Raw genomic sequence first — 19446 nt, forward strand, 5'->3', positions numbered from 1 at the left:
CCCCCAGCTACCGCTGGGAGGTGCCCCCAGCCCTGCGGGACGATTGCCCACAACCGGGCGTGGGCGGGGGCGGGACGATTGCCCACAACCAGCGACCGCGCCCCCGAAGTCTCGGAAATTCCTTAGCCCCATGCGTGATTCGGTGACCCTGCCGAGCACTGCGAAAGGGGACTGTATGTCCAAGCGCGCGCTGATAACCGGAATCACCGGGCAGGACGGTTCGTACCTGGCCGAGCACCTGCTCTCCATGGGGTACCAGGTCTGGGGGCTCAACCGGGGGCAGGCCAATCCCCGGAAGGACCGGGTGAGCAAGCTGATCCCGGACCTCCAGTTCGTCCACGGGGACCTGATGGACCAGGCCAGCCTGGTGGCCGCCGTGGATCTCGTCCAGCCCGACGAGGTCTACAACCTCGGCGCGATCTCCTTCGTGCCCATGTCCTGGCAGCAGGCCGAGCTCGTCACCGAGGTCAACGGCACCGGGGTGCTGCGGATGCTCGAGGCGATCAGGATGGTCAGCGGGCTGAGCGGGGCGTCCGGGAGCGCGGACGGGTCCGGGCAGATCCGGTTCTACCAGGCGTCCTCCTCGGAGATGTTCGGCAAGGTCGTCGAGAGCCCGCAGAACGAGCGGACCTCCTTCCACCCCCGCAGCCCCTACGGCGTCGCCAAGACCTACGGGCACTACATCACCCAGAACTACCGCGAGTCCTTCGGGATGTACGGCGTCTCTGGCATCCTCTTCAACCACGAATCGCCGCGCCGCGGTGCCGAGTTCGTCACCCGGAAGATCTCGCTGGCCGTCGCCCAGATCAAGCTCGGGCTCCAGGAGAAGCTGCCGCTCGGCAACCTCGACGCCGTACGCGACTGGGGCTTCGCCGGGGACTACGTGCGCGCCATGCACCTGATGCTCCAGCAGGACCAGCCCGGCGACTACGTCGTCGGCACCGGGCAGATGCACTCCGTGCGCGAGGCGGCGCGGATCGCCTTCGAGTGCGTGGGCCTGGACTGGGAGGAGCACGTCGTCGTCGACCCGGCCCTCGTGCGGCCCGCCGAGGTCGAGACGCTCTGCGCCGACCACGGCAAGGCCGGCGAACGGCTGGGCTGGGAACCCTCGGTGGACTTCCCCGAACTGATGCGGATGATGGTCGAGTCCGACCTCCGCCAGGCCACCCGCGAGCGCGAGTACGGCGAGCTGCTCACCGCGGCGAACTGGTAGCCCCGCCGAGACTCATCGGCAACACCCCTGCTCACACCCGTCGCACTGCCCCGGAGCGGACCGAGCCGAGCGGACTGCCCGACTCTAGGGAATTCCATGGCCACGCCCGCCGACACTGAGCGCGTGGCGTGCGGGAAGTCGAGCAGGCGCCCCGTCGGTGCGGGGCGCCCAGATGACTCACGTCGACTGTGGATCAGCCATCCCGAGTGCCGGATGCCCACAGCGAATTCCTCTGCTGTCCGCCGGTCTTGAGATGGGTTGAGTTGACAATGGACAAGGAACAGAAGCTCCGGGACTACCTCAAGCGGGCGAGCGCGGATCTCAAGCGCACGCGGCAGCGGGTGGGCGAACTGGAGGCGGCCGCCCGCGAGCCCATCGCGATCGTGGGCATGAGCTGCCGCTTCCCCGGGGGCGTGAGCAGCCCCGAGGAGCTCTGGTCCATGCTCGTGGCCGGCGAGGACGGCATCACGGGCTTCCCCGGCGACCGCGGCTGGGAGCTGATGACCGACGGCTCCGAGGAGTTCTTCGGCGGCTTCCTGCACGACGCGGCCCGGTTCGACGCCGGTTTCTTCGGCATCTCGCCGCGCGAGGCCCTCTCCATGGACCCCCAGCAGCGGGTGCTGCTGGAGTCCTCCTGGGAGGCCTTCGAACGGGCGGGCATCGACCCGGCGTCGGTCCGGGGCACCCGGACCGGCGTGTTCGTCGGGGCCATGCCCCAGGACTACCGCGTCGGCCCCGACGACGACGTCCAGGGCTTCACCCTCACGGGCAACGCCACCAGCATCCTCTCGGGCCGGCTGTCCTACTTCTTCGGGGCCGTCGGGCCCGCGGTGACCGTGGACACCGCCTGCTCGTCGTCCCTGGTGGCACTGCACCTGGCCGCCCACTCCCTGCGCCAGGGCGAGTGCTCCCTGGCGCTGGCCGCAGGCGTCACGGTGATGTCCAGCCCCACCACCTTCGTGGAGTTCAGCCGCCAGGGCGGGCTCGCCGCCGACGGCCGCTGCCGCTCCTTCGCCGACTCCGCCGCCGGCACCGGCTGGTCCGAGGGCGTCGGCGTGCTCGTCCTGGAGCGGCTGTCCGAGGCCCGCCGCAACGGGCACCAGGTCCTCGCCGTCATCCGGGGCTCCGCCGTCAACCAGGACGGCGCCTCCAACGGCCTGACCGCCCCCAACGGGCCCTCCCAGCAGCGCGTCATCGAGCAGGCCCTGACCAGCGCCCGCCTCTCCGCCGACGAGATCGACGTCGTCGAGGCGCACGGCACGGGCACCACCCTCGGCGACCCCGTCGAGGCCCAGGCCCTCCTGGCCACCTACGGCCAGGGCCGCCCCGAGGACCGGCCGCTGCTGCTCGGGTCGGTCAAGTCCAACATCAGCCACACCCAGGCGGCCGCCGGCATGGCCGGCGTCATCAAGATGGTCATGGCCATGCGCCACGGCCTGCTGCCCGAGACCCTCCACGTCGACGCCCCGTCCTCCCACGTCGACTGGACGGAGGGCGCCGTACGGCTCCTCACCGAGGCCACCCCCTGGCCCAAGAGCGACCGGCCGCGCCGCGCGGGCGTCTCCTCCTTCGGCCTCAGCGGCACCAACGCCCACACGATCCTCGAAGAGGCGCCGGAGCACGCCGAAGAGGCCGTGGAGAGCCGCGTCGACCTCGACGTCCTGCCCTGGCTCGTCTCCGGGCGGACCCGCGAGGCCCTGCGCGCCCAGGCCGGCCGGCTCCTCGCCTTCCTCGCCACCGACCCCGCCCTCGACCCCGCCGACGTCGCCCACTCCCTCGCCACCTCCCGCTCCGGCTTCGAGCACCGCGCCGTGGTGATCGCCGCCGACCGCGACGAGGCCGTCGCCGCGCTCACCGCGCTGGCCGCCGGCGAACCGGCCGCCGCCCTCACCCAGGGCGCCACCCAGGGCGGCCGCGGCAAGCTGGCCTTCCTCTTCACCGGCCAGGGCGCCCAGCGCCCCGGCATGGGCCGCGAGCTCTACACCCGTTTCCCCGTCTTCGCCCAGGCCCTCGACGAGGTCCTCACCCACCTCGACCCCGGCCTGGACCGGCCCCTGCGCACCCTCTTCTTCGCCGCCAAGGGCACCCCCGAGGCCGAGCTCCTCGACCGGACCGGCTACGCGCAGCCCGCCCTCTTCGCCCTTGAGGTCGCGCTGTTCCGGCTGGCCGAGTCCTGGGGCCTCAAGCCCGACTTCCTCGCCGGGCACTCCGTCGGCGAGATCGCCGCCGCCCACGTCGCCGGGGTGTTCTCGCTGGCCGACGCCGCGACCCTGGTCCTCGCGCGCGGCCGCCTGATGCAGGCCCTGCCCGCCGGCGGCGCGATGGTCTCCCTCCAGGCGAGCGAGGACGAGGTCCTGCCGCTGCTGGCCGACCGGAGCGGACGCGTCTCCCTCGCCGCCGTCAACGGTCCCCGCGCCGTCGTCGTCGCGGGCGAGGCGGCCGCCGTCGCCGCCGTCGCCGAGCACTTCACCGCACAGGGCCGCAAGGCCAAGGAACTCCGCGTCTCGCACGCCTTCCACTCGCCGCTGATGCGGCCGATGCTGGAGGAGTTCCGCACCGTCGTCGCCGGCCTCGACCCCCAGGCGCCGGTGATCCCCGTCGTCTCCTCCGTCACCGGCGCGCTCGCCACCGTCGACCAGCTCACCTCGCCCGACTACTGGGCCGGCCACGCGCGCGACACCGTCCGCTTCGCCGACACGATCGCCTGGCTCGACGCCCACGGCACCGGCACCCACCTCGAACTCGGCCCCGACGGCGTCCTGTCCGCCATGGCCCGCGACTGCCTCGACGCCGACGAGCGGGCCGAGGGCACCGCGCCCGCCACCGTCGCGCTGCTGCGCGCCGGCCGCCCCGAGACCCGGGCCGTGACCGCGGCCGCCGCCGAACTCCACGTCCGGGGCGTGCCCCTGCGCTGGGAGGGCTACTTCACCGGCACCGGCGCCCGCCGCGTCGACCTGCCCACCTACGCCTTCCAGCGCCGCCGTTACTGGCCCAAGGGCGTCACCCAGAGCGGGGACGTCCGCGCCGCCGGGCTCGGCGCCGCCCACCACCCGCTGCTCGCCGCGGCCGTGACCATCGCCAACTCCGACGGACTGCTGCTCACCGGCCGGCTCTCCCTCCAGTCCCACCCCTGGCTGACCGAGCACGCCGTACGCGGCACCGTGCTGCTGCCCGGCACCGCCTTCCTGGAGCTCGCCGTCCGCGCGGGCGACGAGGTCGGCTGCGCGCGCGTCGAGGAACTCACCCTGGCCGCGCCCCTGGTCCTGCCCGAGCAGGGCGGCGTCCAGGTCCAGGTGTGGGTCGGCAGCCCCGACGCCACCGGCCGCCGCGAACTGAGCCTCCACTCGCGCCCCGACGGCGCCGAGGAACTGCCCTGGACCCAGCACGCGAGTGGCGTCCTCGCCCCCGACGAGCACCGGGCCGCCCCCGGCACCGCCGCCTGGCCGCCCGCCGGCGCCCAGCCGCTGGACCTCGACGGCTTCTACGACGAACTGGCCGCCACCGGCTTCGGCTACGGCCCGCTGTTCCAGGGCCTGCGCGCCGCGTGGCGCGCGGGCGACGACATCTGCGCCGAAGTCGCCCTGCCCGAGGACTCCGCGGCCGACGCCGGCTCCTTCGGCATCCACCCCGCGCTGCTCGACGCCGCCCTGCACGCCTCGGCCTTCCTCGGCCTCGGCGAGCACGGGCGCGGCGGCCTGCCCTTCTCCTGGCAGGACGTCTCCCTCCACGCCTCCGGCGCGACCACGGTCCGCGTCCGGCTGTCCCGGGCCGGGGACGACGCCGTCTCCCTCGCCGTCACCGACACCACGGGCGCCCCCGTCGCCTCCGTCGGCTCGCTCGTCCTGCGCGCCCTGCCCGACGAGCAGTCGGCCACCGCCGCGCCCATCGTCCGCGACGCGCTGTTCGAGCTGCGCTGGTCCCCGCTGCGGGACCGGGCGGGCGCCGCGCCCGCGTCCGTCGCCGTCCTCGGGCCGGACACCTTCGGGCTCGCCGACGCCGCGGGCGCCACGCCTCTCGCCTCGCTGGACGCCGCCGCCGACGTCCCCGCGCTCGTCCTCGTCCCCGTCGTGGGCGACCCCGACGCCGCGGCGGCCGCCGCCCACACCCTCACCGCGACCGCCCTGACGCTGCTTCAGACATGGCTCGCGGACGAGCGGTACGAGCAGTCCCGGCTGGTGTTCGTCACCCGGGGCGCGGTCGCCACCGACGGGCAGGAGACCGTCGACCCGGCGGCCGCCGCCGTCTGGGGCCTGGTGCGTTCCGCCCAGACCGAGCACCCGGGCCGCTTCGGGCTCCTCGATCTCGACCCCGCCGAGTCCGACGGCACCCTCCCCGACGGCGCCCTCGGCGTCACCGAGCCCCAGGCCGCCGTCCGCGCCGGCACCGTCCTCGGCGCCCGGCTCGCCCGCGCCCAGGCGCCCCGCGCGCGGGAGAACGCCTGGCACCCCGACGGCACCGTCCTCCTCACCGGCGCCACCGGCGGCCTGGGCCGCGTCCTCGCCCGGCACCTGGTCGCCGAACGCGGCGTCACCCGGCTGCTGCTCGTCAGCCGCCGGGGCGCCGACGCCCCCGGCGCCGAAGAGCTCCGCGCCGAACTGACGGAACTCGGCGCCCACATCACCCTGGAGGCCTGCGACCTCGCCGACGCGGCCGCCGTCGCACACCTGCTGGCCGCCGTCCCCGCCGAACACCCCGTCACCGCCGTCGTGCACAGTGCCGGCGCCCTCGACGACGGCGTCATCGAGTCGCTGACCCCCGAGCGCCTCGCCACGGTCCTGCGGCCCAAGGCCGACGCCGTCTGGAACCTCCACGAGGCGACCAAGGACCTCGGCCTCGCCGCCTTCGTCGTCTTCTCCTCCCTCTCCGGCACCGTCGGCGCGCCCGGCCAGGGCAACTACGCCGCCGCCAACGCCTTCCTCGACGCCGTCGCCCGGCTCCGCCACGCCCAGGGCCTGCCCGCCCTGTCCCTGGCCTGGGGCCCCTGGGCGCCCGCCGCCGGCATGACCGGCGGCCTGTCCGGCACCGAGCTGGAGCGGATGGCCCGCCGGGGCACGCCCGCGCTCACCGAGGAGCAGGGTGTCGCGCTCTTCGACGCCGCGCTCTCCTCCCGTACGCCCGTCCTCCTGCCCGTCCGTCTCGACCTGTCCGTGCTCCGCCTCCAGGGCGACGTGCCGCCGCTGCTGCGCGGCCTGATCCGCACCCCCGTGCGCCGCTCCGCGGTCTCCGGCGCGGAGACCGCCGTGGGCCTCGTCCAGCGGCTGTCCGTCCTCGACGAGGAGGGCCGCGCCGCGCTGGTGCGCGACCTCGTCCGCACACAGGTGGCCGCCGTGCTCGGGCACGACGGCGCCCAGGACGTCGATGTGGACCGCCCGTTCCAGGAGCTGGGCTTCGACTCGCTCACGGCCGTCGAGATGCGCAACCGCCTCGGCGCCGTCACCGGGCTGCGCACCGCCGCCACGGTCGTCTTCGACTACCCGACCGTCACCGCGCTGGCCGGGCACGTCCTCGCCGAGCTCATGGGCGCGGACACCGCCGCCCCGGAGGCCGCCCCCAGGGCCGCCGCCGACCACGACCCCATCGTCATCGTGGGCATGAGCTGCCGTTACCCGGGCGGCGTCGCCTCGCCCGAGGACCTGTGGCGGCTGGTGCGCGAGGGCACCGACGCGATCTCGGGCCTGCCCACCGACCGAGGCTGGGACCTCGACGCCCTCTACCACCCGGACCCCGACCACCTCGGCACCACCTACACCCGCTTCGGCGGCTTCCTCCACGACGCCGCCGAGTTCGACCCCGCGTTCTTCGGCATGAGCCCCCGCGAGGCGCTGGCCACCGACTCCCAGCAGCGGCTGCTCCTGGAGGCGTCCTGGGAGGCGATCGAGCGCTCCGGGATCGACCCGGTGTCGCTGCGCGGCAGCCGCACCGGCGTGTTCGCGGGCGTCATGTACAACGACTACGCGGCCCACCTCGCCGACGAGCGGTTCGAGGGCTTCCAGGGCAGCGGCACCTCGCCCAGCATCGCCTCCGGCCGCGTTTCCTACGTCCTGGGCCTGGAGGGCCCGGCCGTCACCGTCGACACGGCCTGCTCGTCCTCGCTGGTGGCCATGCACTGGGCCATGCAGGCGCTGCGCGCGGGGGAGTGCTCGCTGGCGCTCGCCGGCGGTGTGACGGTGATGTCCACGCCGACGTCCCTCATCGAGTTCTCCCGCCAGCGCGGCCTCTCCCCGGACGGCCGCAGCAAGGCCTACTCGGACGCGGCCGACGGCGTCGGCTGGTCCGAAGGCGTGGGCATGCTCGTCCTGGAGCGGCTCTCCGACGCCCGCCGCAACGGCCACCGCGTCCTCGCGGTCGTCCGCGGCTCGGCCGTCAACCAGGACGGCGCCTCCAACGGCCTGACCGCCCCCAACGGGCCGTCCCAGCAGCGCGTCATCCACCAGGCCCTGGCCGGCGCCGGCCTGACCACCGCCGACGTCGACGCCGTCGAGGGCCACGGCACCGGCACCACCCTCGGCGACCCCATCGAGGCCCAGGCGCTGCTGGCCACGTACGGCCAGGACCGCGACGCGGACCGGCCGCTGCTGCTCGGCTCGGTGAAGTCCAACATCGGCCACACCCAGGCCGCCGCGGGCGTCGCCGGAATCATCAAGATGGTCATGGCCATGCGCCACGGCGTGCTGCCCCGCACCCTGTACGCCGACGCGCCGTCCTCGCACGTCGACTGGGAGGCCGGCGCCGTCCGGCTGCTCGCCGAGGAGACGGCCTGGCCCGACGCGGGCCGGGCCCGCCGCGCCGGCGTGTCGTCCTTCGGCATCAGCGGCACCAACGCCCACGTCATCCTCGAAGAGCCGCCCGCCGCGCCGGGGGCCGCATCGAGCGCCCCCGCCGTCGACCCGGCCGTGGTGCCGTGGACGCTCTCCGCCAGGAGCCGCGCCGCGCTGCGCGAACAGGCCGCGCGCCTGTACGCCTTCGCCGAGGCCGACCCCGCTCTCGACCCGGCCGCTACCGCCCTCGCGCTCGCCACGACCCGCTCCGCCTTCGACCGGCGCGCCGTCGTCGTCGGCGACCGGGACGAGCTGCTGCGCGCGCTCGCCGCGCTCGCCGCCGACCGGCCCGACGCCGCCCTCGTCGAGGGCGAGACCGGCTCCGCCGGCGAACTCGCCCTGCTGTTCTCCGGGCAGGGCAGCCAGCGCCCCAGCGCCGGCCGCGAGCTGTACGCCCGCTTCCCCGTCTTCGCCGAGGCCCTGGACGAGGTCACCGCCGCCCTCGACCCGCACCTGGACCGCCCGCTGCGGGACGTCCTCTTCGCCGAGGAGGGCAGCCCCGAGGCGGAGCTGCTGGAGCGCACCGGCTGGACCCAGCCCGCCCTGTTCGCCCTCGAGGTCGCCCTCCACCGGCTGCTGCGCTCCTGGGGCGTACGCCCGCAGGTCCTCCTCGGCCACTCCGTCGGCGAGATCGCGGCGGCGCACGCCGCCGGGGTGTTCTCCCTGGCGGACGCCTGCAAGCTCGTCGCCGCCCGCGCCCGCCTGATGGAGGCCCTGCCCGAGGGCGGTGCGATGGTCTCGCTGCGGGCCACCGAGGACGAGGTCGCCGCGCTGCTCGCCGGGCGCGAGCACGAGCTGTCCCTCGCCGCCGTCAACGGCCCCGACGCCGTCGTGATCGCCGGTGACGAGGCCGCCGCCGAGGAGATCGCCGCGCACTTCGCCGCGCTGGGGCGCAAGACCCGGCGACTGCGGGTGAGCCATGCCTTCCACTCGCCGCTCATGGAACCGATGCTGGCGGACTTCCGGCGGGTCGCCGAGGAGATCGCCTACAGCGCCCCGGCCGTCACCGTCGTCTCCAACCTGACCGGCCGTCCCGCGACCGCCGAGGAGCTGTGCTCCCCGGACCACTGGGTCCGCCACGTCCGCGAGACCGTCCGCTTCGCCGACGGCGTCCGCGCCGCCCGCACCCTGGGCGCGGCCACCTTCCTGGAGGTCGGCCCCGACGGGGTGCTGGCCGCCCTCGCCCAGGACGTCCTGGGCGACGAGACGGACACCGGCGTCGACGTCGTCCCGCTGCTGCGCGCCGGCCGGGACGAGGAGCGGGCCGCCACGACCGCCCTGGCCCGCCTCCACGTCCGCGGCACCGCCGTGGACTGGACCGCCGTCCTCACCGGCACCACCGCGCCCGCCGCCCCGGCCGTGGACCTGCCCACGTACGCCTTCCAGCGCGAGCGCTACTGGCCCGGGACCGCCCCCGGCGCCCTCCCGGCCGCCGCGCCCGCCGACCCGGCCGACGCCGAGCTGTGGGGCGCCGTCGAGCGCGGCGACGCCGCCGGGATCGCCGGGCTCCTGGGCCTGCGCGACGAACAGCACGCCTCCCTCTACACCCTGCTGCCCGCCCTGTCGTCCTGGCGCCAGCAGCGCCAGGAGAAGGCGCTGCTCGACGCCACGCGCTACCGCGTCGAGTGGCGGCCCGTCCAGGCGTCCGCCGCCCCCGTCCTGGACGGCACCTGGCTGGTCGTCACCACCGACGGCGTGGACACCGACGAGATCGTGGACGCGCTGCGCGGCCACGGCGCCCAGTTCGAGCGCCTCGACCTCGACCCGGCGGGGGAGGACCGCGAGGCCCTCGCCGGCCGCCTGCGGGAGTCCGGCGACCTCGCCGGCGTCCTCTCCCTCCTGCCGCTGGCCGACCGGCCCGGCCGCCCCCTCGGCGACGGGCTGCCCACGGGCCTCGCCCTGGGCGTCGTCCTCACCCAGGCGCTGGGCGACGCCGCCCTGACCGCGCCCGTGTGGACCCTCACCCGGGGTGCCGTCACCACCGGCCCCGACGACCCGCTCGCCGCCCCCCTCCAGGCCGCCTCCTGGGGCCTGGGCCGGGTGGCCGCCCTGGAGGACCCGCGCCGCTGGACCGGCACGATCGACCTGCCGCCCGTCCTGGACGCGCCCGTCGTCCAGCAGCTCGTCAGCGCGCTCGCCGCGCGCGGCGGCGAGGACCAACTGGCCCTGCGCGCCGGCGGCACGCTCGGCCGGCGGCTCGTCCGCCGCCCTGCCGCCGACCTGCCCCCCGCCGACGCCTTCACCGCCGAGGGCACCGTCCTCGTCACCGGCGGCACCGGCGCGCTCGGCGCCGACGTCGCCCGCTGGCTCGCCCGCAGCGGCGCCGAGCACCTCCTGCTCACCAGCCGCCGCGGCCCCGACGCCCCCGGCGCCGACGCCCTGCGCGCCGAACTGGAGGAGCTGGGCGCCCGCGTCACCCTCGCCGCCTGCGACATCGCCGACCGCGACGCGCTCGCCGGCCTGCTCGCGGGCATCCCGGACGAGCACCCCCTGACCGGCGTCGTGCACGCCGCCGGCGTCGGCCAGGCCGCACCCCTGGCGGACACCTCCCTGGCCGACGCCACCGCCCTCATGGCCGCCAAACTCCTGGGCGCCGCCCACCTGGACGCCCTGCTCGCCGACCACGACCTGGACTTCTTCGTCCTCTTCTCCTCCGTCGCCGGAGTGTGGGGCAGCGCCGGGCAGAGCGCCTACGGCGCCGCCAACGCCTACCTCGACGCCCTCGCCGAGAACCGGTGGGCCCGCGGCCTGCCCGCCACCTCCCTCGCCTGGGGCCCCTGGGCCGAGGCCGGCATGGCCACCCACGAGGCCGTCGCCGACCGCCTCCGGCAGAGCGGCCTGCGCTTCCTGGCCCCCGCCGCCGCCCTCGCCGAACTGCGCCGCGCCGTCGTCCAGCAGGACGTCACGGTGACCGTCGCCGACATCGACTGGGAGCGCTACCACCCCGTCTTCACCTCCGTCCGCCCCAGCGTCCTCTTCGATGAACTCCCCGACGTCCGCGTCCTGTCCGCCCCGGCACGGGCCGCCGCTGACAGTGCGCCCGAGTTCGCCGGGCGGCTGAGCGGCCTGGACGAGGCCGCGCAGGAACGGCTGCTCACCGACCTGGTGCGCGCCGAGGCCGCCGTCGTCCTCGGCCACGCCTCCGCCGAGGCCGTCGACGGGCGCCGCGCCTTCCGCGACGCCGGCTTCGACTCGCTGACCGCCGTCGAGCTGCGCAAGCGCCTGGCCGGCGTCACCGGCCTCGCCCTGCCCGCCACCATGGCCTTCGACTACCCGACGCCCCTCGCGCTCGCCCGCTTCCTGCGCGGCGAACTCCTGGGCGCCGGGCAGGCCGCGGCCGCCCCGGCCGCCGCGCCCGCCGGGGGCTTCGACGAGCCCGTCGCCATCGTCGGCATGAGCTGCCGTTTCCCCGGCGGCGTCCGCTCCGCCCAGCAGTTCTGGGAGCTGATCGAGGGCGGCGTCGACGCCATCTCCGAGTTCCCCGTCAACCGCGGCTGGGACACCGGCCTCCACCACCCCGACCCCGACCACCCCGGCACCACCTACTCCACCCAGGGCGGCTTCCTCCACGACGCGGGCGAGTTCGACGCGGGCTTCTTCGGCATCTCGCCGCGCGAGGCCGTGTCCATGGACCCGCAGCAGCGCCTGCTGCTGGAGACCACCTGGGAGGCGTTCGAGCAGGCCGGCATCGACCCGGCGACCGTCCACGGCAGCGCCACCGGCACGTTCATCGGCTCCACCTACCAGGAGTACGGCCTCGGGCTCGACGACGGCGCCGCCGCCGGACACGCCGTCACCGGCACCAGCCCCAGCGTCCTCTCCGGCCGCCTCGCCTACCTCTTCGGCCTCGAAGGCCCCGCGGTCACCGTCGACACCGCCTGCTCCTCGTCGCTGGTGGCCCTCCACCTGGCCTGCCAGTCGCTGCGCAACGGCGAGAGCAGCCTCGCCCTCGCGGGCGGCGCGACCGTCATGACCACCCCCGCCCCCTTCATCGCCTTCAGCAAGCAGCGCGCCCTCGCGGGCGACGGCCGCTGCAAGGCCTTCTCGGAGGCCGCCGACGGCATGACCCTCGCCGAGGGCGTCGGCGTGCTCGTCCTGGAACGCCTCTCCGACGCCCGGAAGAACGGCCACGAGATCCTCGCCGTCATCCGAGGCTCGGCCATCAACCAGGACGGCGCCTCCAACGGCCTCACCGCCCCCAACGGCCCGTCCCAGCAGCGCGTCATCCGCCAGGCCCTCGCCAACGCGGGCCTGAAGGCCGCCGACGTCGACGCCGTCGAGGCGCACGGCACCGGCACCGCCCTCGGCGACCCCATCGAGGCCCAGGCCCTCCACGCGACGTACGGAAAGGACCGGCCGGCCGAGCGGCCGCTGCTGCTCGGCTCGGTGAAGTCCAACATCGGCCACACCCAGTCCGCCGCCGGCGTCGCCGGCATCATCAAGATGGTCATGGCGCTGCGCAACGGTGTCCTGCCCCGCACCCTCCACGCCGACGAGCCGACCACCCACGTCGACTGGAGCCCCGGCACGGTCTCCCTCCTCGACGCGGGCGCCGACTGGGCGCGCGGCGAGCGCGTCCGCCGCTGCGCCGTGTCCTCCTTCGGCATCAGCGGCACCAACGCCCACACGATCCTCGAAGAGGCCCCCCGCACCGAGGTGCCGGAGGAGGCCCCGGAGGCCCCCGCCGTCGTGCCGTGGGTGCTCTCCGCCCGCACCCCGGGCGCGCTGCGCGGCCAGGCCGCCCGGCTCGCCGACCACCCCGGGCTCGTCGAGGCCCGGCCCGCCGACGTCGCCCACAGCCTGCTGACCTCCCGCGCCGTGTTCGACCAGCGCGCCGTCGTCCTCGCCGGCCCCGGCCAGGACCCGGCGGCCGCGCTGCGCGCCCTCGCCGAGGGCCGGTCGGCGACCGGCGCCGCCTCGGGCGTCGCCGACGCCGACGGCAGGACCGTGTTCGTCTTCCCCGGCCAGGGCTCCCAGTGGGCCGGCATGGGCGCCCGGCTGCTGGAGGAGTCCCCGGTCTTCGCCGAGCGGCTCGCCGAGTGCGCCGCCGCCCTGTCGGAGTTCACCGACTGGTCGCTCCTCGACGTCCTCCGGCAGGCCGAGGGCGCCCCGTCCCTGGACCGCGTCGACGTCGTCCAGCCCGCCTCCTGGGCGGTGATGGTCTCCCTCGCCGAGCTGTGGCGCGCCCACGGCGTCGTCCCCGACGCCGTCGTCGGCCACTCGCAGGGCGAGATCGCCGCGGCCGCCGTCTCCGGCGCGCTCTCCCTGACCGACGCCGCCCGCGTCGTGGCCCTGCGCAGCCAGGCCATCGGCCGGATCCTCGCGGGCACCGGCGGCATGGTCTCCGTGCCGCTGCCCGCCGCCGACGTCGAGGAACGCCTGGCCGCCCTCGGCGGCGAACTGTCCGTCGCCGCCGTCAACGGCCCGCGCTCCGTCGTGGTCGCCGGCCCCGCCGCGCCGCTCGACGCCCTCATGGAGGGCCTCCTCGCCGAGGACGTCCGCGCCAAGCGCATCGCCGTCGACTACGGCTCGCACTCCGCCCAGGTGGAGCTGCTGGAGGACGAGCTCCTCGACGTGCTCGCCCCCGTCCGCCCGAACGCCCCCGAGGTACCCTTCCTCTCCACCGTCACCGGCGACTGGCTGACCGAGGAGACCCCCCTCGACGCCGCCTACTGGTACCGCAACCTGCGCCGGACCGTGCGCTTCGACCCCGCCGTCCGCAGCCTCCTGGGCGCCGGGCACGGGGTGTTCGTCGAGGTCAGCTCCCACCCCGTGCTGGCCATGGCCGTCCAGGAGACCGCCGAGGACACCGGCGCCCGCGCCGTCGTCCTCGGCACCCTCCGCCGCGACCAGGGCGGCGCCGACCGGTTCCTGACCTCCCTCGCCGAGGCGTACGTCCGGGGCGTCCGCGCCGACTGGGCGCCCGCCCTCGCCGGGAGCGGCGCCCGCCGTATCGAGCTGCCCACGTACGCCTTCCAGCGCGAACACCTGTGGGCGATCCGCGAGCAGCAGCGCGCGGGCGACGGGGCGGACCCGGCGGACAGCGCCTTCTGGGCGGCCGTCGAGGACGAGGACGTCGACGCCCTCGCCGCCGGACTGCGCCTGGACGGGGCCGCCCTGGCCCCCGTGCTGCCCGCCCTCGCGACCTGGCGCAAGCGCCGCCGCGAGGAGTCCACCGTCGACTCCTGGCGCTACCGCGCCACCTGGAAGCCGCTGACCGGCCTGCCCACGGCCGCGCTCACCGGGACCTGGCTCGTCGTCACCGCGCAGGGCCTGCCCGGCGACGACGTCACCGACGCGCTCGCCGCGCACGGCGCCGACGTCCGCACGCTCGTCCTCGACGACGCCTGCCTCGACCGCGCCACCCTCACCGAGCGCCTGGCCGGCCTTGAGGACGCCACCGGCCTGACGGGCGTGGTGTCGCTGCTCGCCGCCGCCGAGGAGCCCGCCCCCGGCCACCCCGCGCTCACGTCCGGGCTCGCCCTGACCGTCACCCTCCTCCAGGCCCTCGGCGACGCCGGGATCGACGCGCCCCTGTGGTGCCTGACCCGGGGCGCGGTCGCCACCGGCCGCTCCGACCGGCTCACCCACCCCGTCCAGGCCCAGATCCTGGGCCTGGGCTGGACCGCCGCCCTCGAACACCCCCAGCGCTGGGGCGGTCTCGTCGACCTGCCCGAGACCCTCGACCGGCGCGCCGGGGAACGGCTCGCCGCCGTCCTCACCGGCCGCACCGGCGAGGACCAGCTGGCCGTCCGCGCCTCCGGCGTCCTCGTCCGCCGCGTCGCGCGCGCCACGGCCGGGGCGGCCCCCGCCCGCGCCTGGACGCCGCGCGGCACCACCCTGGTCACCGGCGGCACGGGCACCCTCGCCCCGCACCTGGCCCGCTGGCTGGCCGAGCAGGGCGCCGAACGCGTCGTCCTCACCAGCCGCCGGGGCCCGGAGGCGCCCGGCGCCGCCGAGCTCGTCCAGGAGCTGACCGACGCCGGCTGCGACGCCTCCGTCGTCGCCTGCGACCTGACGGACCGCGACGCCGTCGCCGCGATGCTCGACGGCCTCAAGGCCGACGGGCACACCGTGCGCACCGTCGTCCACACCGCCGTCACCATCGAGCTCGCCTCCATCGAGGAGACGAGCCTGGAGGCCTTCGCCAAGGTCGTCGACGCCAAGGTGTCAGGCGCCCGCCACCTCGACGAACTCCTCGACGACGACGAGCTCGACGCGTTCGTCCTCTACTCCTCCACCGCCGGCATGTGGGGCAGCGGCCGGCACGCCGCCTACGTCGCGGGCAACGCCTACCTCAACGCGCTCGCCGAGCACCGCCGCGCCCGGGGCGCCACCGCCACCGCCATCTCCTGGGGCATCTGGGCCGACGACCTCAAGCTCGGCCGCGTCGACCCCGGCGCCATCCGCCGCAGCGGCCTGGAGTTCATGGACCCGCGCGCGGCCCTCACCGGCCTGCGCCGGGCCCTCGACGACGACGAGACCGTCCTGTGCGTCGCCGACGTCGACTGGGAGCGCTACCACCCCGTCTTCACCTCCGGCCGGCCCACCGACCTCTTCGAGGACGTGCCCGAGGTCCGGGAGCTGACGCAGGAGAACACCGCGTCCGCCACCGGCGACAGCGAGTTCACCGCCCGGCTCCTCGCCCTGCCCGCCGTCGAGCAGGACCGGGTGCTGCTGGACCTGGTGCGCGGCGAGGCCGCCACCGTCCTCGGCCACGCCTCGCCCGACGTCCTCTCCGAGCAGCGCGCCTTCCGCGAGGTCGGCTTCGACTCGCTGACCGCCGTCGACCTGCGCAACCGGCTGTCGAACGTCACCGGGCTCACCCTGCCCAGCACCATGGTCTTCGACTACCCGACCCCGCTCGCGCTCGTCACGTTCCTCCGCACCCGCGTCGCGGGCTCCCGCACCGAGACGGCCGCCGTCGTCCGGGCGGCCGCCGACGACGAGCCCATCGCCATCGTCGGCATGAGCTGCCGCTACCCCGGCGGCGTCGGCACCCCGGAACAGCTGTGGGACCTCGTCGCCGCGGGCGGCGACGCCATCACCGAATTCCCCGTCGACCGCGGCTGGGACGCCGAGGGCCTCTACGACCCCGACCCCGACCGCCCCGGCCGCACCTACTCCACGCGCGGCGGCTTCCTCCACGACGTCGCCGACTTCGACGCCTCCTTCTTCGGCATCTCCCCGCGCGAGGCCATCGCGATGGACCCGCAGCAGCGCCTGCTGCTGGAGACCGCCTGGGAGGCCATGGAGCGCTCCGGCATCGACCCCGCCACCCTGCGCGGCAGCCGCACCGGCACCTTCATCGGCGCCAGCTACCAGGACTACAGCAGCCCGGCGTCCCCCGAGGGCAACGAGGGCCACCTGATCACCGGCACCATCTCCAGCGTCCTGTCCGGCCGGCTGTCCTACACCTTCGGCTTCGAGGGCCCGGCCGTCACCCTCGACACCGCCTGCTCCTCCTCCCTGGTGGCCCTGCACCTGGCCTGCCAGTCGCTGCGCAACGGCGAGAGCACCCTCGCCCTCGCCGGCGGCGTCAGCGTCATGGCCACCCCCAGCGCGTTCGTCGGTTTCAGCCGCCAGCGCGCCATGGCCGCCGACGGCCGCTGCAAGGCCTACGCGGAGGCCGCCGACGGCATGAGCCTCGCCGAGGGCGTCGGCCTCGTCCTCGTCGAGCGCCTCTCCGACGCCCGCAAGAACGGCCACCAGGTCCTCGCCGTCATCCGGGGCTCCGCCGTCAACCAGGACGGCGCCTCCAACGGCCTGACCGCGCCCAACGGCCCGTCCCAGCAGCGCGTCATCGCCCAGGCCCTCGCCAACGCGGGCGTCGCCGCCGCGGACGTCGACGTCGTCGACGGCCACGGCACCGGCACCAAACTCGGCGACCCCATCGAGGCCCAGGCCCTCCTCGCCACCTACGGCCAGGAGCGCCCCGCCGACCGGCCGCTGCTCCTCGGCTCCGTGAAGTCCAACATCGGCCACACCCAGATGGCGTCCGGCGTCGCCAGCGTCATCAAGATGGTCATGGCCATGCGCCACGGCACCGTCCCCCGCACCCTCCACATCGACCGGCCCTCGACCCACGTCGACTGGACCTCGGGCGGCATCCAGCTGCTCACCGAGGACCGGGAGTGGCCCGCCACCGGGCGCCCGCGCCGCGCCGGCGTCTCCTCCTTCGGCCTCAGCGGCACCAACGTCCACACCGTCCTCGAACTGCCCGTCGAGGACGAGCCGCAGGGGCCGGCCGAGGTCGACGGGACCGGTCCCACGACCGTGCCGCTGGTGCTCTCCGGCCGCACCGACGAAGGCCTGCGCGCCCAGGCCGGACGCCTGCTGACCCTCCTCGACGAGAGGCCCGCCCTGCCGCTCGCCGACCTCGCCCACGCGCTCGCCACCTCCCGGGCCGCCCTCGATCACCGCGCGGCCGTCGTCGCCGACGACCCCGACACCCTCCGCCGGGCCCTCGCCGCCCTCCGGGACGGCACCCCCGACGGCGCCCTGCTCACCGGCCGGGCCGGGCGCGGCCGCCTCGCGTTCCTCTTCACCGGCCAGGGCAGCCAGCGCCCCGGCACCGGACGCGAGCTCCACGACCGCCACCCCGTCTTCGCCGAGGCGCTCGACGCCGTCCTCGCCCGCTTCGACCTCGAACTCGACCGCCCCCTGCGCGAGATCCTCCTCGCCGAGGCGGGCACCGCCGAGGCCGCCCTGCTCGACGACACCGCGTACACCCAGCCCGCCCTCTTCGCTCTCGAGGTCGCCCTGTTCCGGCTCGCCGAGTCCTGGGGCCTGCGCCCCGACTACGTCGCCGGGCACTCCATCGGCGAACTCGCCGCCGCCCACGTCGCGGGCGTGCTCTCCCTGGAGGACGCCTGCACGCTCGTCGCGGCACGCGGCCGGCTGATGGCCGCCCTGCCCGAGGGCGGCGCCATGTGCTCGCTCCAGGCGAGCGAGGAGGAGGTGCTGCCGCTGCTCGACGGGCAGGACGACCGCGTCTCCCTCGCCGCCGTCAACACCCCCGCCTCCGTCGTCGTCGCCGGCGACGACGACGCGGTCCGCGCGATCGAGGAGCACTTCGCGGGCCTCGGCCGCAGGACCAAGCGCCTGCGCGTCAGCCACGCCTTCCACTCGCCCCGCATGGACGCGATGCTGGACGACTTCACGCGCGTCGCGGCCGGACTCGACTTCCAGCCGCCCGCCATCCCCCTCGTCTCCACCGTCACCGGCGAACTCCTCAACCCCGACGAGGCCGCCTCGCCCGCCTACTGGGCCGGGCAGGTCCGCCGCACCGTCCGCTTCGCCGACGCCGTACGCCGCCTCGACGCCGCGGGAGTCACCGCCCACCTCGAACTCGGCCCCGACGGCGTCCTCTCCGGCGCCGTCCGCGAGACCCTCGACGCCGGCTCGCCCGCCCTCGCCGTGCCCGCGCTGCGCCGCGACCACACCGAGACCCACGCCCTGACCACAGCCCTCGCCCGGCTCCACGTCCACGGCGTGCGCCCCGACTGGGCGGCCGTCCTCGACGCCCCCGCCCGGCGCGTCGACCTGCCCACCTACGCCTTCCAGCGGCAGCGCTACTGGCCCGACACCACCGCCCTGCCGGCCGTCCCCGCCCCGGCGGGCACGCCCGACGCGGTGGACGCCGAGTTCTGGTCGGCCGTGGAACGCGCCGACCTGACCGCCCTGGGCTCCTCCCTGGAGCTCGACGACGCCACCCTCACGGCCGTCGTGCCCGCCCTGTCCTCCTGGCGCCGCAAGCGCCGCGAGCACTCCACCGTCGACGGCTGGCGCTACCGCGCCACCTGGAAGCCCCTCACCAAGGCCCCCACGACACACCCGACGGGCACCTGGCTGCTGCTGACCCCCGGCGACACCCCCGGGACCGACACGCCCGAGGCCGACCGGGCCTGGGCCGACGCGCTCGCGAACGGCCTCGGCGCCGGGACCGTACGCCTCGACGTCACCACCCCCGACCGCGCCGACCTCACCGAGCGCCTGCGCGAACTCACCCCGGACGGAGCCGGGTTCACGGGCGTCCTGTCCCTGCTGGCCCTCGCCCCCGGCGACTCGGTCACCGGCGTCCCCGCCGGACTCGCCGCACTGCCGCTCACCGCGACGGCCGTCCAGGCGCTCGGCGACGCCCGTATCGACGCCCCGCTGTGGTGCGTCACCCGCGCCGCCGTCGCCGTCGCCCGCACCGATCCCGCGGGCGACCCCGCGCAGGCCGCCCTCTGGGGCCTCGGCCGCGTCGCCGCCTTCGAACACCCCGAGCGCTGGGGTGGCCTCGTCGACCTGCCCGAAACGCTCGACGAGGGCACGCTGCGCCGCCTGGCGGGCGTCCTGTCCGGCGCCGGGCACGAGGACCAGCTCGCCGTGCGCCCCACCGCCACCTATGCCCGCCGCCTGGCCCACCAC

The 19446-nt window shown here is 76.0% G+C and carries 2 protein-coding genes; both read left to right on the forward strand.

Annotated elements, in window-relative coordinates:
• Positions 1-175: 175 nt before the first annotated feature.
• Positions 176-1213 (forward strand): GDP-mannose 4,6-dehydratase, encoded by a 1038-nt coding sequence (locus K6I33_RS14330; RefSeq protein ID WP_229351758.1) that lies wholly within the window; start codon positions 176-178, stop codon positions 1211-1213.
• A 269-nt stretch (positions 1214-1482) separates the two neighbouring features.
• The coding region (locus K6I33_RS14335) for a type I polyketide synthase (RefSeq protein WP_229351760.1) at positions 1483-19446 on the forward strand (17964 nt) is incomplete at its 3' end.

This window comes from Streptomyces sp. UNOB3_S3, assembly GCF_020740895.1.
In the GTDB taxonomy this organism is placed as follows: domain Bacteria; phylum Actinomycetota; class Actinomycetes; order Streptomycetales; family Streptomycetaceae; genus Streptomyces.